This is a genomic window from Catenulispora subtropica, from assembly GCF_039531675.1.
GTDB lineage: Bacteria > Actinomycetota > Actinomycetes > Streptomycetales > Catenulisporaceae > Catenulispora > Catenulispora subtropica.
Genome location: NZ_BAAAQM010000005.1, coordinates 151,803 through 175,327 on the forward strand (window position 1 = coordinate 151,803; position 23,525 = coordinate 175,327).

21 protein-coding genes, 1 tRNA gene and 2 pseudogenes are annotated in these 23,525 nt (G+C 69.8%); 14 read left to right on the forward strand and 10 right to left on the reverse strand.

Annotated elements, in window-relative coordinates; genetic code table 11:
* Nucleotides 1-9: 9 nt before the first annotated feature.
* The 5 genes from ABD466_RS06865 to rpmH are packed head-to-tail and all read right to left on the reverse strand — an operon-like array spanning nucleotide 10 to nucleotide 2,475.
* Complete coding sequence (locus tag ABD466_RS06865) at nucleotides 10-570, reverse strand: Jag family protein (RefSeq protein WP_344656092.1); 561 nt, start codon at nucleotides 568-570, stop codon at nucleotides 10-12.
* Between the two features lie 14 nt (nucleotides 571-584).
* Nucleotides 585-1,574 (reverse strand): membrane protein insertase YidC, encoded by a 990-nt coding sequence (gene yidC / locus ABD466_RS06870; protein ID WP_344656093.1) that lies wholly within the window; start codon nucleotides 1,572-1,574, stop codon nucleotides 585-587.
* Complete coding sequence (gene yidD / locus ABD466_RS06875) at nucleotides 1,571-1,963, reverse strand: membrane protein insertion efficiency factor YidD (protein ID WP_344656094.1); 393 nt, start codon at nucleotides 1,961-1,963, stop codon at nucleotides 1,571-1,573. Before yidD ends, yidC begins: the two co-directional genes overlap by 4 nt.
* Nucleotides 1,960-2,310 (reverse strand): ribonuclease P protein component, encoded by a 351-nt coding sequence (rnpA, locus tag ABD466_RS06880; protein ID WP_344656095.1) that lies wholly within the window; start codon nucleotides 2,308-2,310, stop codon nucleotides 1,960-1,962. The genes yidD and rnpA overlap by 4 nt, the downstream gene beginning before the upstream one ends.
* Before the next feature lie 27 nt (nucleotides 2,311-2,337).
* Nucleotides 2,338-2,475: a 50S ribosomal protein L34 gene (gene rpmH / locus ABD466_RS06885; protein WP_015797593.1), complete on the reverse strand. Its 138-nt coding sequence runs from the start codon at nucleotides 2,473-2,475 to the stop codon at nucleotides 2,338-2,340.
* A 612-nt stretch (nucleotides 2,476-3,087) separates the two neighbouring features.
* Between rpmH and dnaA the strand changes: the two genes are divergently transcribed.
* The 13 genes and pseudogenes from dnaA to ABD466_RS06950 all read left to right on the forward strand — a co-directional run bounded on the left by dnaA (nucleotide 3,088) and on the right by ABD466_RS06950 (nucleotide 17,698).
* Nucleotides 3,088-4,620: a chromosomal replication initiator protein DnaA gene (gene dnaA / locus ABD466_RS06890; protein WP_425558574.1), complete on the forward strand. Its 1,533-nt coding sequence runs from the start codon at nucleotides 3,088-3,090 to the stop codon at nucleotides 4,618-4,620.
* 735 nt (nucleotides 4,621-5,355) lie between these two features.
* Complete coding sequence (gene dnaN / locus ABD466_RS06895; RefSeq protein WP_344656096.1) at nucleotides 5,356-6,540, forward strand: DNA polymerase III subunit beta; 1,185 nt, start codon at nucleotides 5,356-5,358, stop codon at nucleotides 6,538-6,540.
* A gap of 76 nt (nucleotides 6,541-6,616) precedes the next feature.
* A complete protein-coding gene (gene gnd / locus ABD466_RS06900; RefSeq protein ID WP_344656097.1) occupies nucleotides 6,617-7,492 on the forward strand; it encodes a phosphogluconate dehydrogenase (NAD(+)-dependent, decarboxylating) in 876 nt (291 codons plus the stop codon).
* A gap of 27 nt (nucleotides 7,493-7,519) precedes the next feature.
* On the forward strand, nucleotides 7,520-8,665 hold the full coding sequence (recF, locus tag ABD466_RS06905) for a DNA replication/repair protein RecF (RefSeq protein WP_344656098.1): 1,146 nt from the start codon (nucleotides 7,520-7,522) through the stop codon (nucleotides 8,663-8,665).
* Nucleotides 8,662-9,162, forward strand: a complete 501-nt coding sequence (locus tag ABD466_RS06910) for a DciA family protein (protein ID WP_344656099.1) — start codon at nucleotides 8,662-8,664, stop codon at nucleotides 9,160-9,162. The genes recF and ABD466_RS06910 overlap by 4 nt, the downstream gene beginning before the upstream one ends.
* 499 nt (nucleotides 9,163-9,661) lie before the next feature.
* A complete protein-coding gene (gene gyrB, locus ABD466_RS06915) occupies nucleotides 9,662-11,647 on the forward strand; it encodes a DNA topoisomerase (ATP-hydrolyzing) subunit B (RefSeq protein WP_344656100.1) in 1,986 nt (661 codons plus the stop codon).
* Nucleotides 11,648-11,789: 142 nt separating this feature from the next.
* Nucleotides 11,790-14,333: a DNA gyrase subunit A gene (gene gyrA, locus ABD466_RS06920; protein ID WP_344656185.1), complete on the forward strand. Its 2,544-nt coding sequence runs from the start codon at nucleotides 11,790-11,792 to the stop codon at nucleotides 14,331-14,333.
* A 267-nt stretch (nucleotides 14,334-14,600) separates the two neighbouring features.
* Nucleotides 14,601-15,560, forward strand: coding sequence for a DUF3566 domain-containing protein (locus ABD466_RS06925; protein ID WP_344656101.1), 960 nt, complete (start codon nucleotides 14,601-14,603; stop codon nucleotides 15,558-15,560).
* A gap of 95 nt (nucleotides 15,561-15,655) precedes the next feature.
* Nucleotides 15,656-15,729 (forward strand) — tRNA-Ile (locus ABD466_RS06930).
* Between the two features lie 267 nt (nucleotides 15,730-15,996).
* Nucleotides 15,997-16,274: pseudogene (locus ABD466_RS06935) on the forward strand (transposase); the annotation flags it as partial.
* Between the two features lie 204 nt (nucleotides 16,275-16,478).
* The gene (locus tag ABD466_RS06940; RefSeq protein WP_344656103.1) at nucleotides 16,479-16,889 is read left to right on the forward strand and encodes an SgcJ/EcaC family oxidoreductase; all 411 of its coding nucleotides are present in this window, start codon (nucleotides 16,479-16,481) and stop codon (nucleotides 16,887-16,889) included.
* Between the two features lie 179 nt (nucleotides 16,890-17,068).
* Nucleotides 17,069-17,203, forward strand: coding sequence for a hypothetical protein (locus ABD466_RS06945; RefSeq protein WP_344656104.1), 135 nt, complete (start codon nucleotides 17,069-17,071; stop codon nucleotides 17,201-17,203).
* A gap of 15 nt (nucleotides 17,204-17,218) precedes the next feature.
* Nucleotides 17,219-17,698 (forward strand): annotated as a pseudogene (locus ABD466_RS06950) (mycothiol transferase).
* 87 nt (nucleotides 17,699-17,785) lie between these two features.
* Here ABD466_RS06950 and ABD466_RS06955 read toward each other — a convergent pair.
* Nucleotides 17,786-18,868 carry a S1C family serine protease gene (locus ABD466_RS06955; protein ID WP_344656105.1) on the reverse strand — a complete coding sequence of 361 codons (1,083 nt, stop codon included), beginning with the start codon at nucleotides 18,866-18,868 and terminating at the stop codon, nucleotides 17,786-17,788.
* Nucleotides 18,869-19,003: 135 nt separating this feature from the next.
* Here ABD466_RS06955 and ABD466_RS06960 point away from each other — a divergent pair, with 135 nt between their 5' ends.
* Nucleotides 19,004-19,723: a nucleotidyltransferase domain-containing protein gene (locus ABD466_RS06960; protein ID WP_344656106.1), complete on the forward strand. Its 720-nt coding sequence runs from the start codon at nucleotides 19,004-19,006 to the stop codon at nucleotides 19,721-19,723.
* On the opposite strand, the gene ABD466_RS06965 is transcribed toward ABD466_RS06960, so the two are convergent.
* From ABD466_RS06965 to ABD466_RS06980, 4 genes are all read right to left on the reverse strand, one after another.
* The gene (locus ABD466_RS06965; protein ID WP_344656107.1) at nucleotides 19,707-20,354 is read right to left on the reverse strand and encodes a hypothetical protein; all 648 of its coding nucleotides are present in this window, start codon (nucleotides 20,352-20,354) and stop codon (nucleotides 19,707-19,709) included. The genes ABD466_RS06960 and ABD466_RS06965 overlap by 17 nt on opposite strands.
* A gap of 89 nt (nucleotides 20,355-20,443) precedes the next feature.
* Nucleotides 20,444-21,346 (reverse strand): ATP-binding protein, encoded by a 903-nt coding sequence (locus ABD466_RS06970; protein WP_344656108.1) that lies wholly within the window; start codon nucleotides 21,344-21,346, stop codon nucleotides 20,444-20,446.
* Between the two features lie 100 nt (nucleotides 21,347-21,446).
* On the reverse strand, nucleotides 21,447-22,316 hold the full coding sequence (locus ABD466_RS06975; protein ID WP_344656109.1) for a helix-turn-helix domain-containing protein: 870 nt from the start codon (nucleotides 22,314-22,316) through the stop codon (nucleotides 21,447-21,449).
* A gap of 182 nt (nucleotides 22,317-22,498) precedes the next feature.
* Nucleotides 22,499-23,365, reverse strand: a complete 867-nt coding sequence (locus ABD466_RS06980; RefSeq protein WP_344656110.1) for a helix-turn-helix domain-containing protein — start codon at nucleotides 23,363-23,365, stop codon at nucleotides 22,499-22,501.
* Nucleotides 23,366-23,525: the final 160 nt, after the last annotated feature.

A 23,525-nucleotide genomic window follows, 5' to 3' on the forward strand; every position in this document is an offset into this window, starting at 1 on the left:
ACTCGGTCCTCAGACCGGAAGCACCACGACACAGCGGTTCGGCTCCTCGCCCTCCGACTCGCTGCGCAGCCCGGCCGCCGCCACCGCGTCGTGCACCACCTTGCGCTCGAACGGCGACATCGCCGACAGCTTCACCGGCTCGCCGGTCTCGGCCACCTTGCGCGCGGCCTCGGTGCCGATCCGGGTCAGCTCGGACCGGCGGGTGGCGCGGTGGCCGTCGATGTCCAGCATCAGCCGGGACCGCTCGCCGGTCTCGCGCAGCACCGCCAGGCGGGTCAGCTCCTGCAGCGCGTCCAGCACCTCGCCCTCGGCGCCGACCAGGTGCGAGAGCTTGCCGCCGACGATGGACACCGAGGCCCGGTCGCCCTCGACGTCCATGTCGATGTCGCCGTCCAGGTCGGCGATGTCGAGCAGGCCCTCCAGGTAGTCGGCGGCGATGTCGCCCTCGCGCTCCAGGCGGGCGATCCGCTCGGCCTGGGTCTCGGCCGGCTTCTCGGCGGCCTCGCCGGCCGGGTCGTCCAGGGCGTGCTCGGAGGCCTCGGCCTCGGTCACCGCGGTGGTGTCGCTCATGCCGTGGGACTCCTCTACTTCTTGCGCTTGCTACGACTGGTGCGGACCGGCTGTTGGCGCTGCCGTGAGACCGGCACCTTGTCCTGGGAAGCGGACCCGTTCGCCTCGGCCAGCTGCTTGGCGGCCTCCGGGTCCTTGGCGATCAGCTCCTCGCGCTTGCGCTGCTCCTTGGCCTTGCGGCGGGCCAGCATCTCCTTCTCGGCCTGGCTGCCGGGCATGGGGGAGTTGCGCAGGGTGTAGAACTGCTGGCCGATGGTCCACACGTTGGTGGTCATCAGGTAGAGCACGACGCCGATCGGGACGTTCAGGCTGAAGAACAGCATGCCGAACGGCATGACGTAGAGCATGATCTTCTGGCTCTGCATCATGGGGTTCGGGACGGAGCTGTCCAGGTTGGTGTTCTTCGCCATCATCATGCGCTGCGTCAGGAACTGCGACGTGGCGTAGATGATGGCCATGGTCATCGCCACGACCTGCAGCGTGGTGACCGAGTAGCTGATGCCGAGCGCGGACATCGACGAGGTCGAGTGGTGCAGGAAGCTCAGCGGGATCGGGGCGCCGAAGAACTGGGCGTGCTGGGCGCTCACCGCGTCGGCCTTGGACAGCGCCCCGACCGCCTGGCCGGAGGCCACGTGGCTCAGCACCCGGTACAGGCCCATGAAGAACGGCGTCTGCAGCAGGATCGGCATGCACGAGGCGAACGGGGAGGTCCCGTTGTCCTTGTACAGCTTCATCATCTCCTGCTGAAGCTTCTGCTTGTCGAGCTTGTACTTCTTCTGCAGGGCCTGGATCTGCGGCTGGAGTCGCTGCATGTTCTGCATCGACTTGATCTGCTTGCGGAACAGCGGGATCATCGCGGCGCGGATGGTGATCGTCAGGAAGATGATCGACAGCACCCAGGACGTCGAGGAACTGCTGCCGAAAATCGCTCCGAACACCTGGTGCCACAGCATCATGACGAAGCTGGTGGCCCAGATGATCGGCGAGAGGATTGTGTCGATCACGATCGCGCTCCTCGGCTGGACATCAGGTCGGGCCGGACCGCGTCGCGGGCCGGCTTCTCGGGCATACCGACCATGGCAGTCCGGTCGGAAGTCTGTGTGTCACCGGGGGAACTCTTCTCACCGTCCGAGAGGTTCCGCGCCCGGCGATCTTTCCGCCCCCTGGGCTCACGGGGCTTGACTGGATCGTATCCGCCCGCGCTCCACGGGTTGCAGCGCAGCACCCGCCACACGGTCATGCCGCCGCCTTTGACCGCTCCGTGCACCTTCACGGCCTCGTAGCCGTAGTGCGAACAGGAGGGTTCGTACTTGCAGACCGGTCCCCGCCAGTTCACCACCGGGCTCAGGACGATCTGGTAGAGCCGGATCAGGCCCATCAGGAGGTACTTCATCGCAATAACTTCCGCAGGGCGGAGTCCAGGTCGGCGCCGAGCGCCGCGGAATCCGCGGTGGCGGCCGGCGGCAGGGCGCGGACCACCAGGAGCGACCCCGGAGGCAGCCGGTCGAGCCGGGCGCGGACCAGGTGGCGCAGCCGCCGCTTGACGGCGGTCCGCACCACGGCCGGGCCGACGGCCTTGCTCACCACGAAGCCCGCCAGCGCGGGGGCGTCAGCGGGAGTCGACGGGTCGGACACGACTGCCAGGTGCGCGACGAGGGTGGACCGGCCGGCCCGCCGACCGCCGCGCACCGCCGCACCGAAGTCCGTCGACCTCCGCATCCGATGGGCGGAGGACAGCACGGCGCGGCCCTATCTGGTCGCGGCGGCTCAGGCCGACAGCTCGCTGCGGCCCTTGGCGCGGCGGTTCGCGAGGATCGCGCGGCCGGCGCGGGTCCGCATGCGCAGCCGGAAGCCGTGGGTCTTGGCGCGGCGGCGGTTGTTCGGCTGGAAGGTGCGCTTGCTCACTGGGGGCTCCGCTGTGTCGTTGGCGCCCTTCAGGGCGGCTCACTGCTGGTGTCTGTGGAGTGGGTCGGGCGCCATATGGGTGACGCGCGCACAGACGTGCGGCATCGGCAATCGACTTCTCGACCTGCTTACGGTACGTGGCACCACCCGGAAGGGTCAAACCCGAGGTCGACCCGCCCGCCGGGGCACCGGTACCGGCTATTATCCACAGGGCCATCGTACTTGTGGATAACCGGGGGTACCGGCTACGGTCGGCGGACCGCCGCGAGGACGCGGCGCACCGCATTTTGTGAGGCCCGCAGCCTTCGACAAGCGCGGGACCAGTGAAAACGACAGATACGATGACCGACGCGGCTACGCCCCGCGCTGCCCCGGACCGTGCACATCCGCTGTGCACGACCTGTGGAAAGCCTGTGGAAACGTGAGGCCGAGGCGGCCCCGATCCACCCGCCGCCGTCACCGAAGGAGCCGCAGGCCGTGTCCGACCCGCAAGGCTACACCCCGGTCCCGCCGCCGCCCGCCGCCCCCGGTGATCCGAAGGCCCTGTGGCCGGAGTTCGTGGCCCGCGTCGAGGCGGACGAGTCGCTGACCAAGAGCGAACAGGCCTTCCTGATGATCCCGCAGGTCGTGGCGGTGATCGGGGACACCGTGGTGCTCGCCGTCCCGGACGAGTTCTCCAAGAACTACCTGGAACAGCGGCTTGAGCCGATGCTCATGGCGCATCTCACAGCGGTGCTCGGCGGCGACATCAAGAAGTTCAGCCTCTTCGTCGACAAGACGCTGGAGAACCAGCCGGCCCCGGCCAGCGCACCGGCCGCCGCTCCGGCGCCCAGCCCGGTGCCGCAGCACGCCGCGCCCCCGGCGAACCACTGGACGCCCCCGCCGGTGGCCGCCACCGCCGCCGAGGCGCACCGCCTGCCGACGTATCACAGTGAGCCCCCGGCCTTCTCCCCCGAGGCCTCCCGGCCCATGGCCGGCGGCGTCGCGCTGCCGCCCCCGCGCCTCTCCGAACCGCCGGCCGAGCCGAGCGACCCGATAGCGGCCACCCTCGCGCTGTCCACCGGCAGCCCCGGGGCCCGGTCCTCGGTCGACGAGGCCGGCGGCGCCAAGGCGCAGCACGCCAAGCTCAACGAGAAGTACGTCTTCGAGACCTTCGTCATCGGCTCCAGCAACCGGTTCGCGCACGCCGCCGCGGTCGCGGTCGCCGAGGCCCCGGCCAAGGCCTACAACCCGTTGTTCATCTACGGCGACTCCGGCCTGGGCAAGACCCACCTGCTCCACGCGATCGGCCACTACGCCCGCAACCTGTACCCGCAGACCCGCGTGCGCTACGTGTCCACCGAGGAGTTCACCAACGACTTCATCAACGCGATCCGCGATGGCAAGGGCGACCTGCTGCGCCGCCGCTACCGCGACGTCGACATCCTCATGGTCGACGACATCCAGTTCCTGGAGAACAAGGAGGGGACGCAGGAGGAGTTCTTCCACACCTTCAACACCCTCCACAACGCCTCCAAGCAGATCGTCATCTCCAGCGACCGGCCGCCCAAGCAGCTGAACACCCTGGAGGACCGGCTCCGCTCACGCTTCGAGTGGGGTCTGATCACGGACATCCAGCCGCCCGAACTGGAGACCCGGATCGCGATCCTGCGCAAAAAGGCGCAGCAAGAAGGCCTGAACGCGCCGCCGGAGGTCCTGGAGTTCATCGCCTCCAAGATCTCCACCAACATCCGCGAGCTCGAGGGCGCCCTGATCCGGGTCACCGCGTTCGCCTCGCTCAACCGGGCGCCCGTCGACTTGTCGCTGGCCGAGATCGTGCTGAAGGACCTCGTCCCGGACGCGGCCGGCCCGGAGATCACGGTCTCCACGATCATGGCGCAGACCGCCATGTATTTCGGCATCACCATGGAGGACCTCTGCGGCACCTCCCGCAGCCGGATCCTGGTGACCGCCCGGCAGATCGCCATGTATCTGTGCCGCGAACTCACCGACCTCTCGCTGCCCAAGATCGGTCAGGCCTTCGGCGGCCGCGACCACACCACCGTGATGCACGCCGACCGCAAGATCCGCTCGCTGCTCCCCGAGCGCCGCGCCATCTACAACCAGGTCACCGAGCTCACGAACCGCATCAAGCAATCGGGCTGACCAGCGCTTCTCCCGGGTCCCCGGCCGTCCGACCGACGGCCGGGGACCCTTTTCGTCACGTCCGCCGGACCGGGACGCGACACGCCGAAGATCGCCGGGCCCCGACCTCCCACCTTTCATAGCTCCTTGTCGACTAATGTCCTGCATGTCCGCTTCGAAGCTCTATGTCGCTAAGGAGACGCCCAAAGGACCGACGTTCGACAGGTTCGACATGTCCCTCACACGGCCGCCCCGGGGATCGACCCCGCCTGGGGAAAAGGTGGGGGAAAACTGGGGATAACCTGTGGACAACGCTGTGTGTAAGTGAATGGACGTGTGGATACCGGGTGGTTATCCCCAGAGATGATTTGTTTTCCACAGTTTCATACACAAGCAATGTGGACTAACAAAATAGCTCTGAGCTGCCCGAAGACTGGTTATCCACAGTATCCACAGCCCCTACTACTACGACCACTACAGATAGCTTCGTCGGCCGATTTGAATCGCCTCGGCCCACATCTGTGGAAAACTTGCGGTCCACTTGTCGGACGTCCGAAGGCCACCGGCCCGGATTCACTCTTCCAGGTGGCACTGACAACCCTTCCCGCTCCGTCGCGGTTTCAACCCGCCGACGGGCCTGCTTGGGGCACACTGGAACCTCCCGACATGCCGACACGATTCACAGCCTGTGGGTCGGCCACGGCATGATGGGACGCTGGTTCCGACGAGCAGCAAGCAAGCAGGAGGCGGTGTCCGGTGAAGTTCCGGGTCGAGCGCGACGTCCTTTCCGAGGCCGTGGCATGGACCGCGCGGTCCCTGCCCAGCCGCCCGGCCGCCCCGGTGCTGGCGGGTCTGGTCTTCGAAGCCGTGGAAGGCGACGGCGGCGAGGGCTCCGTCACCCTGTCCGGCTTCGACTACGAGGTCTCCTCGCGCGCCGAGATCACCGCCGACGTCACCGAGCCCGGCCGGATCCTGATCCACGGCAAGCTGCTCGCGGACATCGCCAAGTCGCTGCCGAACCGCCCGGTGGAGTTCGCCACCGAGGGCTCTAAGGTGCTGCTCTCCTGCGGCTCCTCCCGCTTCACCCTGCAGACGCTGCCGGTGGAGGACTACCCGGCGCTGCCCACCATGCCCACCGCCACCGGCGCCGTCACGGCCTCCGGGCTGGCCGGAGCGGTCTCCCAGGTGGCCATCGCGGCCGGCCGCGACGACACCATCCCGATGCTCACCGGCATCCGCGTGGAGATCGAGGGCGAGAAGATCACCCTGGTCGCCACCGACCGGTTCCGGCTGGCGGTGCGCGAGCTCCAGTGGAAGCCGGAGCAGCAGGAGATGTCGGCGACCGCGCTGATCCCCTCCAAGATCCTGGCCGACACCGCGAAAGCGCTCACCGGCGGCGACTGGGTCACCCTGGCGCTGTCCTCCGGCGACGCCGGTGAGGGCCTGATCGGCTTCGAGTCCGGTGAGGGCGCGAGCAGCGGCGGCAAGGGGGCGCGCCGGATGACCTCGCGGCTGCTGTCCGGCGAGTTCGTGAAGTACCGCTCGCTGTTCCCGAACGAGTACAACATCACCGCGACCGTGGAGACCGCGCCGTTCCTGGAGGCCGCCAAGCGCGTCTCCCTGGTGGCCGACCGCACCTCCCCGATCAAGCTGGCCTTCACCCAGGGCGAGGTGACCCTGGAGGCCGGGGCCGGCGACGAGGCGCAGGCCTCCGAGGCCATGGACGCGGTGCTGGACGGCGACGACATCACCGTCTCCTTCAACCCCGCCTTCCTGCTCGACGGCCTGCAGGTGATCGACACCCCGTACGCCCAGCTGTCGTTCACCGTGGCCAGCAAGCCCGCGGTGCTCATGGGCCGCCCGGCCCTCGACGCCGCGCCGCTGGACGAGTTCCGTTACCTGATGATGCCGCTGCGTGTGCCCGGTCAGTCCGCGGGCTGACCCGGAAAGCACGCGCCACACAGCCGCCGTAGTGTCATAGCTGACACGATCAGGTGACAGAGGAAGAGGAAAGACCATGGAGATCGGTCTTGTCGGCTTGGGCAAGATGGGCGGGAACATGCGCGAGCGCATCCGCCGCGCCGGGCACACCGTCGTCGGCTACGACCGCGACCCCAAGCTGGCCGACGTCGGGTCCCTGAAGGAGCTCGTCCAGACCCTCCAGGCCCCCCGGGCGGTGTGGGTCATGGTCCCGGCCGGCGAGCCCACCGACGCCACGATCCGGGAGCTGGCCGATCTGCTGTCCGTCGGCGACCTGGTGATCGACGGCGGGAACTCGCGCTGGACCGAGGACGTCAAGCACGCCGAGCTGCTGAAGGAGAAGGGCGTCGGATTCGTCGACGCCGGTGTCTCCGGCGGCGTGTGGGGCCTGGAGAACGGCTACGCCCTGATGGTCGGCGGCGCCGAGGACGCGATCGGCCGGGTCATGCCGATCTTCGAGGCGCTCAAGCCCGAGGGCGACAGCGGCTTCGTGCACGCCGGCGCGGTCGGCGCGGGCCACTTCTCGAAGATGGTCCACAACGGCATCGAGTACGGCATGATGCAGTCCTTCGCCGAGGGCTGGGAACTGCTGGAGGCCGCACCGCAGGTGACCAACGTGCGCGAGGTCTTCCGGTCCTGGACCGAGGGCACCGTCATCCGCTCGTGGCTGCTGGACCTGCTGGTGCGCGCGCTGGACGACGACGAGCACCTGTCCGCCATCCGCGGCTACGCCGACGACTCCGGTGAGGGCCGCTGGACCGTGGAGGCCGGTATCGACATGGCCGTGCCGACCCCGGCGATCACCGCCTCGCTGTACGCCCGCTTCACCTCGCGGCAGGAGGACTCGCCGCAGATGAAGGCGATCGCGGCGCTGCGCAACCAGTTCGGCGGCCACGCCGTCCACAAGGACTAGCACTCCGGTCTGAGCGAAGGACTCACCTTGCGGGTCACGCATCTGTCGCTGGCGGACTTCCGCTCCTACGCCTCCCTCGAGCTCCCGCTCGGGGGAGGCGTCACCGCGTTCGTCGGCCCCAACGGTCAGGGGAAGACCAACCTGGTCGAGGCGATCGGCTACGTCGCCACCCTGGACAGCCACCGGGTCGCCACCGACCAGCCGCTGGTGCGGTTCGGGGCGCCGCGGGCCATAGTGCGCGCGAACGTCGAGCGCGAGGGTCGGACCCAGCTGGTGGAGATCGAGCTGAACCCCGGCGGCTCCAACCGCGCGCGGCTGAACCGCAACCCGGTGCCGCGGCCGCGCGAGGTGCTGGGCGTGCTGAGGACCGTGCTGTTCGCGCCGGAGGACCTGGCGCTGGTGAAGGGTGATCCGGGCGAGCGGCGCCGGTTCCTGGACGACCTGCTGGTCGCGCGCTGGCCGCGGTTCGCGGGCGTGCGCGCCGACTACGACCGGGTCCTGAAACAGCGGAACACCTTGCTGCGCACGGCCGCGATGGCCCGGCGTAACAAGACCTCCGGTCCCAACATGTCGACACTCGACGCCTGGGACCACCACCTGGCGCTGGCCGGTTCCGAGCTGGTGGCCGCGCGGCTGGCGCTCATCACAGCGCTGTCCCCGCTTGTGGACAAGTGTTATGCCGAGATCGCCGAGGGCGGTGCGACCCGCATCGGCTACCGCTCGACGATCGCCCCGGAGCCGGACACCGTGGTCGGGGCCCTGACGGAACAGTTCCTGGCCACCCTGGGCGAGGCCCGCGCTAACGAATTGGAGCGCGGCATCACCCTGGTCGGGCCGCACCGTGACGAAATGCTCCTGGAACTGACCTCCGGCTCCGGCGAGAACATGCCCGCCCGCGGCTACGCCAGCCACGGCGAGTCCTGGTCGTACGCGCTGGCCCTGCGCCTGGCCTCCTACGACCTGCTGCGCTCGGACGGGTCCGACGGCGGCGAGCCGGTCCTGATCCTCGACGACGTCTTCGCCGAGCTCGACGCCAAGCGCCGGCGCCGGCTGGCCGAGCGGGTCTCGGGTGCCGACCAGGTGCTCATCACCGCGGCGGTGGACGCCGACGTCCCGCCGCAGCTGGCCGGGCAGAAGTACGCGGTCGCCGCGGGGCAGGTGACCGCCGCGTGAATCCACAGCCTGTGGACGACGGGGACGCGGCCGGGTCCGGCATGGACCTGGCCCGCGCCGCCCTGGCCGCGGCCCGGGCCCGCGGACGCGACGGCGGGGCCGGCTGGAACGGCGGCCGCCGCCGGACCGCGACCCCCGGCCAGCGCTCGGGGTCCGGGCCCGACGAACGCGACCCCCAGCTGCTCTCGTCGGCGATCCCGCGGCTGATCGAAGACCGCGGCTGGACGGTCCCGGCCGCCGTCGGCGGGGTGATGGGCCGCTGGTCGGAGATCGTCGGCGGCCACATCGCGGCGCACTGCACCCCGGTGGAGTTCCACGACGGCGTGCTCACCGTCCGCACCGACTCCGCGGCCTGGGCCACCGAGCTGCGGATGCTGGCGCCACAGCTGCTGGCGAAGCTGAACGCGGAGCTGGGCACGTCGCGCTCGGCGCACGGCGGCCGGGACACCGCCGGTGCGATCGCGACCCTGAAGGTGGTCGGTCCCGGCGGCCGGTGAGCGTGGGACACCGCCCCGGAGACGCCGACCGGGCGCTGTCATTTCGTTTCCGCCGCCCGGAGCTCCGCATCAGTTCTGCTACAACCTGTGTCCGCGAGGACCGCGGTGGGTGGCCACAGCCGGCGCTGGCACCCCATCCGTCCCACGCTCCAGCGGTCCCGAGCGACGTCCGGCGGGCGCGGGCCGGAGTCCCGAGCCGCTGCGATACCGGTCTATACCTGTGACAATCACCCTCTCGCATCCTCAGACCGTGCCGGACGGTCCCGTAAGCGTCTCGTAGGCGTCCTCGCATAGGGGGTCTTCAAAGACGGGCAAAAAATGTCTCCTAGGGCCCTGCAGAGCCCTAGGAGGGCCTCTTTCGTCAGTCGGGCAGGGTAGACTAGAGCCCGTAAGTCTTCCCCTTCGCGGCTCGCGTCGGGCCGCGACTGTCAGGTTGGGCTTCCACCCCTGCGCCGCGCTCCGAGCACCGGGCCGTGCTTTGAGAAAGGGCCAGCGCGCCGTGGCGGACGTAGAACCGACCGGGGGTGGCACCCCAAGCTCCGATGGCACCTACAACGCCGACTCCATCAGTGTCCTGGAAGGGCTGGAGGCGGTCCGTAAGCGGCCCGGCATGTACATCGGCTCAACCGGGGAACGTGGACTGCACCACCTGGTGTACGAGATCGTCGACAACTCCGTCGACGAGGCGATGGCCGGGTTCGCGGACACCATCGAGGTGACCCTGCTGGCCGACGGCGGCGTGAAGGTCGTCGACAACGGCCGCGGCATCCCGGTCGGCATCAACAGCAAGACCGGCAAGTCGGCGCTGGAGGTCGTGATGACCATCCTGCACGCCGGCGGCAAGTTCGGCGACGGCGGCTACAAGGTCTCCGGCGGTCTGCACGGCGTCGGCGTGTCGGTGGTCAACGCGCTGTCCACCCGGGTCGACGTCGAGGTCCACACAGACGGCCACGTGTGGAATCAGAGCTACAAGCACGGCGTGCCCGAGTCCGAGGTGCGCAAGGGCGGCACCGCCGAGGACACCGGCACCACCACGGTCTTCTGGGCCGACGGCGACATCTTCGAGACCACCGTCTACTCCTTCGAGACGCTCTCGCGGCGCTTCCAGGAGATGGCGTTCCTCAACCGGGGCCTGACGATCTCGCTCACCGACGAGCGCCCGGAGTTCCGGGACGAGAACGGCGAGCAGCGCTCGGTGAAGTACCACGCCGAGGGCGGCATCGCCGACTTCGTGCGGCACATCAATGCCCGCAAGGGCGAGCCTGTGCACCCGAACGTCATCGAGGTCTCCGGCGAGGACAAGGACAAGACCCTCGCCGCCGAGGTCGCGCTGCAGTGGAACAGCCAGTACGCGGAGTCCATCTACACCTTCGCCAACAACATCAACACGCACGGCGGCGGCACCCACGAAGAGGGCTTCCGCGCGGCGATGACGACGCTCATCAACAAGTACGCGCGCGACCAGAAGCTGTTGAAGGACAAGGACGACAACCTCGCCGGCGAGGACATCCGCGAGGGCCTGACCGCGATCATCTCGGTGAAGCTGGCCGAGCCGCAGTTCGAGGGCCAGACCAAGGACAAGCTGGGCAACCCCGAGGCTAAGGCGTTCGTGCAGCGCCTGACCTACGAGAAGCTCGGCGAGTGGCTGGAGGAGAACCCGAACGAGGCCCGCGAGGTGGTCCGCAAGGCGGTCCAGGCCTCCACCGCGCGGATGGCCGCGCGCAAGGCCCGCGAGCTCACCCGCCGCAAGGGTCTGCTGGAGTCCACCTCGCTGCCCGGCAAGCTGTCCGACTGCCAGTCCAACGACCCGACGAAGACTGAGATCTTCATCGTCGAGGGCGACTCGGCCGGCGGCTCCGCGCGCTCCGGCCGCGACCCGATGACCCAGGCCATCCTGCCGATCCGCGGCAAGATCCTGAACGTCGAGAAGGCGCGCATCGACAAGGTGCTGCAGAACACCGAGGTGCAGGCGCTGATCTCGGCGCTGGGCACCGGCGTGCACGACGACTTCGACATCAGCCGGCTGCGGTACCACAAGATCATCCTGATGGCGGACGCCGACGTCGACGGCGCGCACATCAACACCCTGCTGCTGACGCTGCTGTTCCGGTTCATGAAGCCGCTGGTCGAGGCGGGCCACGTCTACCTGGCCGCACCGCCGCTGTACAAGGTGAAGTGGACGAACAACGACTTCCACTACGCCTACTCCGACCGGGAGCGCGACCAGCTCATCGAGGCCGGTGTGGCGGCCGGCAAGCGCATGAAGGACGAGACCGTGCAGCGCTTCAAGGGCCTCGGCGAGATGAACGCCGAGGAGCTGCGGGTCACCACCATGGACCGCGAGCACCGGATCCTGCGGCAGGTCACCCTCGATGACGCGGCCCAGGCCGACGACCTGTTCTCGGTCCTGATGGGCGAGGACGTCGAGGCCCGGCGCACCTTCATCCAGCGCAACGCGAAGGACGTCAGGTTCCTGGACATCTAGGCGCCGCCGGCCGGCGCCCGCCCCGCCCGAGACCTGACGAGAGCACCACCTCTCCTTGACTGCGAAGGATCGAGATTTGAGCACGGAAACTGTGGACGAGACGCCGCACGACCGGATCGATCCGGTCGACCTCCAGACCGAGATGCAGCGCTCGTACCTCGACTACGCGATGAGCGTGATCGTCGGCCGCGCGCTGCCGGACGTCCGGGACGGCCTCAAGCCCGTGCACCGCCGCGTGCTGTACGCGATGTACGACGGCGGCTACCGCCCCGACCGCGGGTACTACAAGTGCGCGCGCGTCGTCGGCGAGGTCATGGGTATCTACCACCCGCACGGCGACTCCCCGATCTACGACACCCTGGTGCGCCTGGCCCAGCCCTGGTCGCTGCGGATGCCGCTGGTCGACGGCAACGGCAACTTCGGCTCCCCGGGCAACGACCCGGCCGCGGCCATGCGCTACACCGAGTGCAAGATGGCGCCGCTGGCCATGGAGATGGTGCGGGACATCGACGAGGAGACCGTCGACTTCCGCCCCAACTACGACGGCCGCTCCACCGAGCCGGTGGTGCTGCCCGCGCGGTTCCCCAACCTGCTGGTGAACGGCTCCACCGGGATCGCGGTCGGCATGGCCACCAACATCCCGAGCCACAACCTGCGCGAGGTCAACGACGGCGTCCAGTGGTTCCTGGCGAACCCGGAGGCCACCAACGAGGAGCTGCTGGAAGCGCTCATCGAGCGGATCAAGGGCCCGGACTTCCCGACCGGCGCGCTGATCGTCGGCCGCCGGGGCATCGAGGAGGCCTACCGCACCGGCCGCGGCTCGATCACCATGCGCGCGGTGGTGAACACCGAGGAGATCAACGGGCGGATGTGCCTGGTGGTCACCGAGCTGCCGTACCAGGTGAACCCGGACAACCTGGCGCTGAAGATCGCCGAGCTGGTGAAGGACGGCAAGATCGCCGGCATCGCCGACGTGCGCGACGAGTCCTCCTCGCGCACCGGCCAGCGTCTGGTGATCGTGCTGAAGCGGGACGCGGTCGCCAAGGTCGTGCTGAACAACCTGTACAAGCACACCCAGCTGCAGGACTCGTTCGGGGCCAACATGCTGGCGCTGGTCGACGACGTGCCGCGCACGCTGTCGCTGGACGCGTTCATCCGGAACTGGGTCACGCACCAGATCGACGTGATCGTGCGCCGCACCCGGTTCCGGCTGCGCAAGGCCCAGGAGCGCGCCCACATCCTGCAGGGCCTGCTCAAGGCGCTGGACGCGATCGACGAGGTGGTGGCGCTGATCCGGCGCTCGCCCACCGTCGAGGACGCCCGCACCGGCCTGATCTCGCTGCTCACCATCGACGAGGTCCAGGCCAACGCGATCCTGGAGATGCAGCTGCGCCGGCTGGCCGCCCTGGAGCGGCAGAAGATCGAGGCCGAGCACAACGAGCTGATGGCGAAGATCGCGGACTACAACGCGATCCTGGAGTCCCCGGCCCGGCAGCGGCAGATCGTCTCCGAGGAGCTGCAGGCGATCGCCGACAAGTACGGCGACGACCGGCGCTCGCAGCTGGTGCCGTACGAGGGCGACATGTCCATCGAGGACCTGATCCCCGAGGAGGACGTGGTCGTCACGATCACCCGCGGCGGCTACACCCGGCGGACCAGGACCGACCTGTACCGCTCGCAGAAGCGCGGCGGCAAGGGCGTCAAGGGCGCGCAGCTGAAGCAGGACGACATCGTCGACCACTTCTTCGTCACCACCACCCACCACTGGCTGCTGTTCTTCACGAACAAGGGCCGGGTGTACCGGGCCAAGGCGCACGAGCTGCCGGACACGGCCCGCGACGCGCGCGGGCAGCACGTGGCGAACCTGCTGGCGTTCCTGCCCGAGGAGAAGATCGCGCAGGTCCTGGACCTGCGGGACTACGAGCAGGCGCCGTACCTGGTGCTGGCCACCAAGAGGGGCCTGATCAAGAAGACGCCGCTGAAGGACTACGACTCGCCGCGCTCGGCCGGCGTCATCGCGATCAACCTGCGCGAGGACGACGAGCTGATCGCCGCCGAGCTGGTCTCCCCCGAGGACGACCTGCTGCTGGTCTCCAAGGGCGCGCAGGGGCTGCGGTTCACCGCCACCGACGAGGCGCTGCGGCCGATGGGCCGCGCCACCTCCGGCGTGATCGGGATGCGCTTCCGCGAGGACGACGAGCTGCTGTCGATGTCGGTGGTGCGGCCGGAGACGTTCCTGTTCACCGCGACCTCCGGCGGCTACGGCAAGCGGACGCCGGTGGACATGTTCCCGCTGCGCGGCCGCGGCGGCCTGGGCGTCATCGCCGCCAAGACCGTCGACGAGCGCGGCGGCCTGGTGGGCGCGACGATCGTCGACGAGGGCGACGAGGTCATGGCCATCACGCTCAGCGGCGGGGTGATCCGGACCCGGGTCGCCGAGGTGCGGCCGACGTCCCGGGACACCATGGGCGTGCGGGTGATAAACCTCAGCAAGGGGGACACGGTGCTCGCGATCGCGCGCAACGCCGACCCGGGCGAGGTCGAGGACGAGCTCGGCGAGGACGGCGAGGCGCTGACGGTGGAGGCGAAGGCCCTGGCGGCGGCCGTGGAGGCGGCCGGCTCCGGTGACGCGGAGATCGCGGCTGAGGCCGAGGACAGCGCTGTCGAGGACTCCGACGAGGAGTAGCTCCACGGCGAAACGCGACGGCGGCATCGATGCGAGGCATCGGTGCCGCCGTTTCGCGTGCGGAGGTTTCCCGATCTGGCGCCGGCACGGCAGATGGGTGACCCCCGTTCGGCCACCCGCCCGGCCGCGGTCATCAGGGCCGTCGTTCCGTTACGTGTCCGTCCACGTGCGCAGCGCATCCGACGCGTCCATCGAACATATGGACCCGACTACGAAAAATAGCGGGGCTGGGGAGACCTCAGAGGAGTAGGACGGTAGCTTGGCCGAGTGAGTAGCGAGACGACGACCGATCCCGGCCTCGGAACCGACCCCGACGGCGCCGGCGGCGGGCCCCGCACTTACGGGCCGGGCTCCGACGCCGCGCCCCCCGGTGCGCACCGTCAGCCTGCGCCGTATCAGCAGAGTCCCCAAGGCCCTCAGGGCGCGCCGCGCCCGCAGCAGGCGCACGGCCCGCAGGGTGGACGCGGTCCGGGCGGCTATGGCCAGGGCCCCGCCGGCGCGCCCGGAGCCCCGGGCGGACCCGGCACCCCGGGAGCCGGCGGCACCCGCGGCGCGGCCCCGGCCGCCTCCACGGCCGGCGCCATGGCGTCCAACGCCGCCGCCTCGATCACCGCCGGCCTCTCCGGCCTGGCCGGCCGCATCTCCAGCGGCGGCGGCCGTCGCGGCGGGGGCAAGCGCAAGGGAGCGCCTACCATGGGCACCGTGGCGTATCAGCAACCGGACTCCGCGCCCGGCCAGACCGGCCCCCGTCCGCAACCCGCGGGCGGCGGCTGGTCCCCCCGCCCGTCTGGCCCCGGCGGCGCCCCGGCCGGCGCCCCCCGCTACCAGCAGGCCCCCGGCGCCGCCCCCCGCGGCCGCAAGGCCCGCCTCCGCGTGGCCAAGATCGACCCCTGGTCGGTGATGAAGACCACCTTCGTCCTGTCGATCGCCTTCGCCGTCGTCTCCGTGGTGGCCGCCGCCCTCCTCTGGTCGGCCCTGAACGCCCTGGGCGTCTTCGACTCGATCAACCGGACCCTCGCCTCGGTCGCCCCCTCCAACCAGCCCAACAGTCTCACCCTCACCTCCGTCCTGTCCTTCGGCAAGGTGATCAGCTTCACGGCCCTGGTCAGCGTGGTCAACATCGTCCTGTTCACCGCCCTGGCCACCCTCGGCGCCTACCTGTACAACATGTGCTCCGCCCTGGTCGGCGGCGTCGAGGTCACCCTGGCCGACGACACCGCCTCCTGACCCACCGCCACCGCCCACCGGGCCGGTCACCAGGCCCGGAAAGCGGTTTTGGGGCACCGCCCCGCGTGGGGTAAGCTTCTCGACGTTACCAACCGGGGCCTATGGCACAGTTGGTTAGCGCGCCGCCCTGATAAGGCGGAGGTCGGTGGTTCAAGTCCACCTAGGCCCACCCCGGTGAGCAGCCCCGGAGCTATCAAGCTCCGGGGCTGTTTCGTGTTTTCTAGGGGCGCGGCCCTAGACGTTGTAGGGATGGCGCGTCGTTTCTTGATAACCGTCAAAGGTGGCAAGGCGCGGTTGCGTCCCGGCAAGTGACCCAAGGCGGGTCACGTTCGCTGGAGTGGTGTACTGACCTTGAGCTGGGCTTTTGTGTTGAGGAAGCCATCGCCGGACGGTCAAAGGGAAGGTTTGACGTTCCCTGTGAAAGGACACGCCGGCGATGGCTCTCTCCCAGTCTGAACTACTGGACCTGCTGGCGTCACTACGTTCGTCCAACAATGTGGACATGGTTCGACCGTGTTGGAGCGGATCTTGCAGGAACTCATCGAGGCTGAAGCCACCGTCGCGATCGGCGAGGCGCCCTACCAGCACAGCGAGCAGCGCACGAACCTGCGCGACGGACACCGCGACCGTGGCTTGACCACCGCGGCCGGGGACGTGGAGCTGCACATCCCCAAGTGGCGCAGTGGCTCGTTCTTCCCGAGTCTGTTGGAGCGTCCCGCCGAACAGGCCGGAGCTGACGAGTTGAAACGCATCGTCGGCGCACGTCCGCGAGCAGGCGGGGCACGCAGTCTCTCGCCGTCGTAGGTCCCGACGCCTCAATATTTCTTCCGCGACAGCGATGACTTCAGAACTCGGCGCCAGTACGTAGTGGTGAGTTCGCCGGACAGCCCGGGCGAGCCGATCACAAGGGAGATTCTGATGTCGGAGAACCGTGTGGCAGACGAGGCCGCGATCCAGGACGTGCTGATCGCCTCGTACAAGGCGTGGGCGGCAGGGGACGCGGCCGGGATGGTCGCGGACTACACCGCGGACGCCACCGCGATCATGACGGGGTCGCTGCGGGACAGCCGGGACGTCATCCGGGACAGCATGGCGGCGGCCTTCGAGGGGCCGCTCAAGGGGACGTCGACCTACAACAAGCAGCTCAGTATCCGCTTCATCGGTCGGGACGCCGCGATCGTCGTCAGTGAGTCGGGGATCCTGTTCGGCGGGGCCACCGAGGTGCCGGAGGAGGCCAAGGTGAACGCGACGTGGGTGCTCGAGAAGCGGGAGGGGCGGTGGTTGATCGCCGCGTATCACAACAGCCCGGTGCTGGCGCCTGGGAAGTGAGTCGTTGCCGGTAGCCTGTGCGTTTTCTGCGTGGCTTGTCGCAGGACCGTTAGTCTCCCCATATGTCGATGCGGGAAGGCACATGCAGTAGCTGCGGTGCTACCGAGGTCTATTACGCCTTGGATGGTTTGAAGCCTGGGCGCGGTGTGTTCGGTGGGGTCAGCCTTCGGGGGACCGTGATGAATACCCCGACCGACGTCTACATCTGCGTGGCTTGTGGCTACATCGCGCAGTACGTCCAGCGGGGAGACTCGTCGCTCAAGACCGTGGCGAAGAAGTGGCGGCGGGTCTCCGGTCCGAAGGATGGGGCGTAGTGAGGACGTGGCATCGTGGCTGACGACTTCGTGAACGAACGCCTGCAAAGCGGCCTGCGGTGGACGCGTGAGGTGTTGATCTGGAAGCTCGACGGGCTCTCCGAGTACGACGTCCGTCGGCCTCTGACCGCGACCGGTGTCAACCTCCCCCTACCCCGGGCCGTTGCAGGGGTGGCAGGACTACGACGGCAGCGACCACTGGGTGACTCCGGACGAGACGCGGGAGGACATATCGATGCCGTCGGGCACGTGCCGTGGTGGCCGCGTCCTGAGACGAAGCTGTTCGACGTCTTGATCCACGTGCTCAGCGAGACCACCCGGCATGCCGGGCACGCCGACGTGCTGCGGGAAGGGCTCGACGGGCGGACCGGGATGGCGGCGGCGTATGAGGAGCCGATCGACGAGGACGCGCGCGCGGCCTACTTCGCGAAGGTCGAGCAGGCCGCGCGGGCAGCTGAGGCTCGCGCTGCGGCCCGCGCTGAGGCCGGCGCCTGAGTCGGCTCCACCGCCGGCCACCAGAGCCCGGACAAGGCGAAACGCCCCGGAGGCTCCCTTCCGGGGCGTTCGCAGAGGAGGCGACGGTCAGCTGCTTTGACCGCCCTCCAGCTTGCCCAGCAGGGCCTTGACCTGGTTCACCGGGATGGAGAAGCCGAGGCCGACGCTGCCGCCCTGGCCGCCGAAGGCGCTGGTCGGGGAGTAGATGGCGGAGTTGACGCCGATCACCTGGCCCTGGGCGTTGAGCAGGGGGCCGCCGGAGTTGCCGGGGTTCAGGCTGGCGTCGGTCTGGATGGCCTTGTAGGTGACCTGGCTGCCGTTGGAGTAGCGGCTCTGGCCGCTGCTGACGGTCACCTGGCGGTTCAGGGCGCTGACGATGCCGGAGGTGACGGTGCTCTGCAGGCCGTCGGGGGAGCCGATGGCGATCACGGTGTCGCCGACCTGGACCTTGTCGCTGTCGCCGAGGGTGGCGGTGGGCAGGCCGCTGACGCTCTGGGCCTGGATCACCGCCAGGTCGCTGCCGCTGTCGGTGCCGACGATCGAGGCCTGGGCGGTCCTGCCGTCGTTGAAGGTGACGGAGATCTGGCCGTTGCCGCCCGCCGCCTCGGCGACCACGTGGTTGTTGGTGAGGATCTTGCCGTCGGCGGAGAGGATGACGCCGGAGCCGACCGACTTGCCCTGGTAGGAGTTCACCGTCACCTGGACCACGGTCGGCAGGGCCGCCTTGGCGACCTGGCCGATGGCGGTCGTCGGCTGGCCGGTCTGGTTGCTGATCGGGGTGTTGACCGCCGAGTCGGACGTCGGCGCGCCGGTGCTCGCCGACGCCGACGAGTTCTGGTGGGACGCGACCGTCCCGGCCACGCCGCCCGCGACTCCCGACGCGGCGATCGTGCCCGCCACCAGCAAGGCGACGCCCATGCGGCTCTTGCGGCGGGGGCGCTCCGGCGGCGTCGGTGCCATCGGGCTGCCGAACGACCAAGGACCCGACGGCGGCCCGGACGGGCCCGGGCCACCCGCGTGGGGCGGGTTCGGCGGTGCGGACGCCGTCGTCCCCTCGGAAGTCCGGGCCGGATCGAACGCCGGCCCGGAAGTCGGGTGTCCGCCCCACGGCTGCGGGTTTCCAGAGGTGGGCCGCTGCGGCTGGTACGGGTCGTGCTCGAATCCGGTCATGGCTCCACCGTGCTCCCCCACGATGAGAGGGCCTTGCCGACAGCATGAGAATCGGGCAAGAAAGCCATGAAGCCCGACGCCGGATTCCTAAGGAAAGCGGTTGTCCGCCTCGCCGCCCCGGTGGATGATCCCGGGATGGACCGCGATCCGATCCCCGATGCCCGAGCTCTGGTCCGTGAACGGTATCCGCAGGCCTTGTGGGCCGTGCTGGCCGGCAGTGTGCTGACCGCGCACCGCACGCCGGGTTCCGACCTGGACCTGGTCGTCGTGCTCCCCTCGGGGGACCCGCTGGCCCCGCGCCGCGAGTCGCTGGTCTTCCGCGCCTGGCCGGCCGAGATGTTCGTGCACGACGAGCAGACCCTGCAACACTGGCTCGGCAAGGAGTACGCGGCCCGCAAACCCACGCTGCACCGCATGGTCGGCGCCGGCGTGGCCCTGGTCGGCAACCCGGCCGACTGGCAGGAGCGCTGCCGCACGATCCTGGAGACCGGTCCCGAACCGCTGCACCCCGCTCAGCGGGACCTGGCCCGCTACGGCCTCACCGACCTGCTCGACGACCTGACCCACGCCACCGATCCCGGTGAGCGGCGGGTCATCGCGGCCACTCTGTGGACCGACGCGGCGCAGCAGGCCCTGGCGGTCGCGAACTGCTGGAACGGCAACGGCAAATGGCTGCTGCGCGAGCTGCGGGCCCTGGACGCGGACCTGGCCGAGCGCTGGCTGCGGGCGCGGGACGACGAGGCCGCCACCGCCGCCGTCGCCCGCGAGGTCCTGGACCGGCTCGGCGGCCCGCTCTTCGACGGTTTCCACGCGGTGGCGCCCCGGCCGCCGGAGTCCGTCACACGGTCCGGCTGACCGTCACCGGGAACGCCGTGAGCGTGAACGACGGCGCGGACGGGTCCGTCACGTCCACCAGCTCCACCGGATCCGTCAGCAGGTACACCGCGTTCCGCGGCGGGAACGCCGTCAGATCCGTGTTCAGCAACGGGAACGCGGTCTTGCTCGCGTACGCCGCGGGCCGCCCGCCGCGGCACGGGCTGTGCTCCATCGCGACGGTCAGATCCTGGGCGAACGACTCCGCCGCCGGGTACGGCCGGCCCTCCGCCGGCGCCACGATCTCCCCCAGCACCGGCGCCTTCTCGGTCACGGTCACCGTCCCCAGATCGGCGTCGTAGCCGGTCAGCTGCTCGGCGTCGGTGCTCACCACGGCGGTCGGCGTGGCTCCGGCGATCCGGTTCCCGACTCGCAACCGCCCGGCGCCCCGCACCTCGAAGCGGTGCACGACGCCGTCGCACTCCATCACCATGTCGCCGTCCTCGACCACCGAGAAGGCGGTTCCGGATGCCGGCAGCGCGGCGCCGACCGTGCCGACACCGCCGAGTCGGCCGAGCCCGCCGCCACCGCCGTCCCCGGCATGGGCGACGGTGCCGCCGCAGGCGAATAAGAGGGCTGAGCCACTGGCGGCCAGGATGGGACGAGTACGCATCGCGGGGGGACCTTTCGCGGAGATTTGTCGCTTTAGGGAGCTCATTATCGTCGCGTCCGGGCTCGACAGTCCCGGCCCCACGCCGCGCGCTACCCCGCTTCTTGCCCCTCCAGCTCGCGGGTCCGGTGACCCGCCCGGGCCGCCTGCGCCCCGGGCAGCGCATGCGGATTCGGGAACGGAGGCCAGTACGGCAGCGGCCGTGGCCCGATGGTCTCGACGTACGCGTTCCCGATCAGGGCCCGCATGAACACCGCGCGGTGGGTCGCCTGCCGATGGCGTTCGGCGATCTTCGGATCGCTCACCCGGCCCGGCCAGCGCGCGGCCGGGATCCGCGGGGGCGTGGTCGCCAGGTCGGTCGGCGTGGCGGAGCTCCCCGGATCGCCGACCGCGTCGCCGGAGTCGGCGACGCTCGCCGCCGCCGGCAGTCCGGCGGCCTCGCGCTCGGCGTCGGCGCCCCGCGGACCGCCGTCGTCCTGCGCGTCAAAGCCCTGATCCGGGTCGTCCTCGGCGTCCAGAGCGTCAGCCGCGGCCTCCAGCGCGTCGAGCATGTCCCCCGACATCACGCACTCGGCGGCCGTGCCGTTCAGCACGGGGTACGGGATCTCGGCCCATACGGCGCGCGCCCGGCTGTCGCCGAGCACGCCCCACTTCTCGGAGATCGCCGCGACCATCGCCAGTCCGCGGCCGGCCTCGGCGTCCCAGCTCGCCACGCCGTCCTCGTCGAGGCCGGCGACCACGATCCGGGGGTCGCTCGGCGCGCCCTCGTCGTCGACCCGGACCTGCCAGCGGTCGGCGAAGGCGGCCAGGTGCACGACGAACTGCCCGCCGGGTTCGCCGCTGGCGGTGTGGACGATGGCGTTCCCGGCCAGTTCGGAGATGGCCAGGACCACGAGATCGGCGCCCGGCGCGTTGCCGAGCACCATCTGGGTGAAGTGGCGGACCTCGGCGAGACACTCGGCCGCCCCGGGGAACGAACGGGACCAATACGACACCTGGGGCCTCCTGGGCAGTGCGGAGGGGGCGGTTCCGCCCTCCCACCAGTCAGGCTAGCCCCACAAGGCATCGATTCTATGGCATTTCAAGGAAGTTCCCTTATTTGGATGATGATTCGTCATCCAGGTTTAGCTGCGGCAGCCGCGCCAGGTCCATCTCGACCCGGTTGATGAGCTCGATCGCCTTCTCACCGTACACAGCCGACTCCTCGAACCGGCGGAACTGCGCGACGTGTGTCGAGACCTTGTCAGGCTGCGCCATCAGCAGCTCGCCGGTGAACATCTCGACGGCCACCTCGCGGTCGTCGTAGACGGTGAAGCTGACCATGGGCAGCCCGCGCATCGCCGAGGTCCAGGGCAGGATGCCGAGCCGCACCCCGGGGTGCACCGCCATCTGCCGCAGGCGGTCGAACTGCGCGGCCATCACCGTCAGCTCGCCGGGCCAGGTGCGCAGCACCCCCTCGGTGATCAGGAAGGTGAACTCGCGGCCGTCCTCGAACAGCACTGACTGCCGCTCGGTGTGGGTCAGCGCCGCCTTCCCGACCTCGCGCTCGGACAGCCACGGCGTGAGCCGGTTGGCGTCCCGGGCGTACTCGGCGGTCTGCAGCAGACGCGGGATGATCGAGTTGGAGAACGTGGAGACCGCCGAGCAGACCCGCTCCCGGTCGGCGATCTGGTTCAGCAGTGTCAGACCCTTGCCGTAGCCGCGGTTGCTGGCCGCGTCCGCGGCCGCCTGACCCAGCAGGTCGAACAGGCTCTCCTGCTCCTCGGCCGGCAGGTTCAGGGCGGTGACGATCCGGGCCAGCACGTCCCGGCTCGGGACCATCTTGCCGTGCTCGACTTTGGACACCGCCGAGGAGGTGACGGCCGCCGCGGACGCGAGTTCGCCGCTGGACAGCGCCCGCTCCATCCGGAACTGCCGGATCCGGCCGCCCAGCTTGGCAGCGTAAGGACTTCGCACCGCACTCATACCCATTGGTTCTACACCACTTGTGAGGAATCGGTGACCCATCCGCATGGATCAATGGTCTGCGGTCACCTGTATGGATTGTGTTGGACTGGGCCGACCACTCGACCTGGCCGCCGGGCGCCGGGGCCCGACGCCCGGCTCCCCGGCTCGGCTCCGGGGCCCGGCCCCGTGTGCGGACATCGTCAGCCGGTTCCTGCCCCGGCCGGCGCCGGGATAGACGCCGTCGGCCGCCTGTCACCCGTAAGGAGACCGGTGACCGTCTCCAGCTCATAGGCCGCGACCGCCGCGTAGGCGTCCAGCACGGCGGCGTGCGCCGCGATCTCGTCGGCCCGGGAGAGCAGCAGTTCGCCGGTGTAGGTCTCGACCGCCACCGCGGCGTCGTCGTGCAGGGTGAACCCGTACAGCGGGAACACCTCGGTCACCGCCGCGCCGTCCGGGACGATGCCGATCCGGACCCCGGGCAGCGCCGAGAGCACCCGCAGCCGGTCGGCCTGGGTGGCGGCCAGCGTCGGCGGCCCCGGGCACAGCCGCAGCGCGCTCTCTGTGAGCAGGAACTCGAAGCTGCGGCCCTGTTCGAACAGCACCCCCTGGCGCTCCAGGTGCAGTGCCGAGGCCCGGCCGAGTTCGCGTTCGGACATCCACGGCGTCAGGCGCGCGGCGTAGCGCGCGTAGTCGGCGGTCTGCAGCAAGGGCGGGATCATCGAGGTGGAGAAGGAGCGAAGCGCGGTGGTGTTGCGCTCGCGCTCGGCGATCGCGTCCAGAAGGGCCAGGCCCCGGCCGTGGCGGCGGCGGTCGGCGGCGTCGTCGACGGCGCGCGAGAGCAGGTCACGCAGGTCCGTGCGGTGGTCGTCGCCCAGGGCCAGGACGCCGAGTACCCGCTCCAGCACCTCCGCCGAGGGCAGCATCATGCCCCGCTCGATCTTCGACACCGAGGGCTGGGTGACGCCGGCGCGGGCCGCGACCTCCAGGCCGGACAAGCCGAGGTCCAGTCGGTGCCGGCGCAGACGCCGACCGAGTTCTTCAGCTAATACGCTGCGTGCTGGGCTCATTCCCACAGTGTGGCCGCCCGCGTGCCCCTTGGGTGGGGGTTTCCGAGACTAATGCCGTTTGTATCACCCGGTCGAGCTACCATCATTCGATGCGATCTTGGATATCCGCCCTGGGGACCGCGGCGGACCTGGATCGGACCCGGCGCCCGTACGGGCTCGC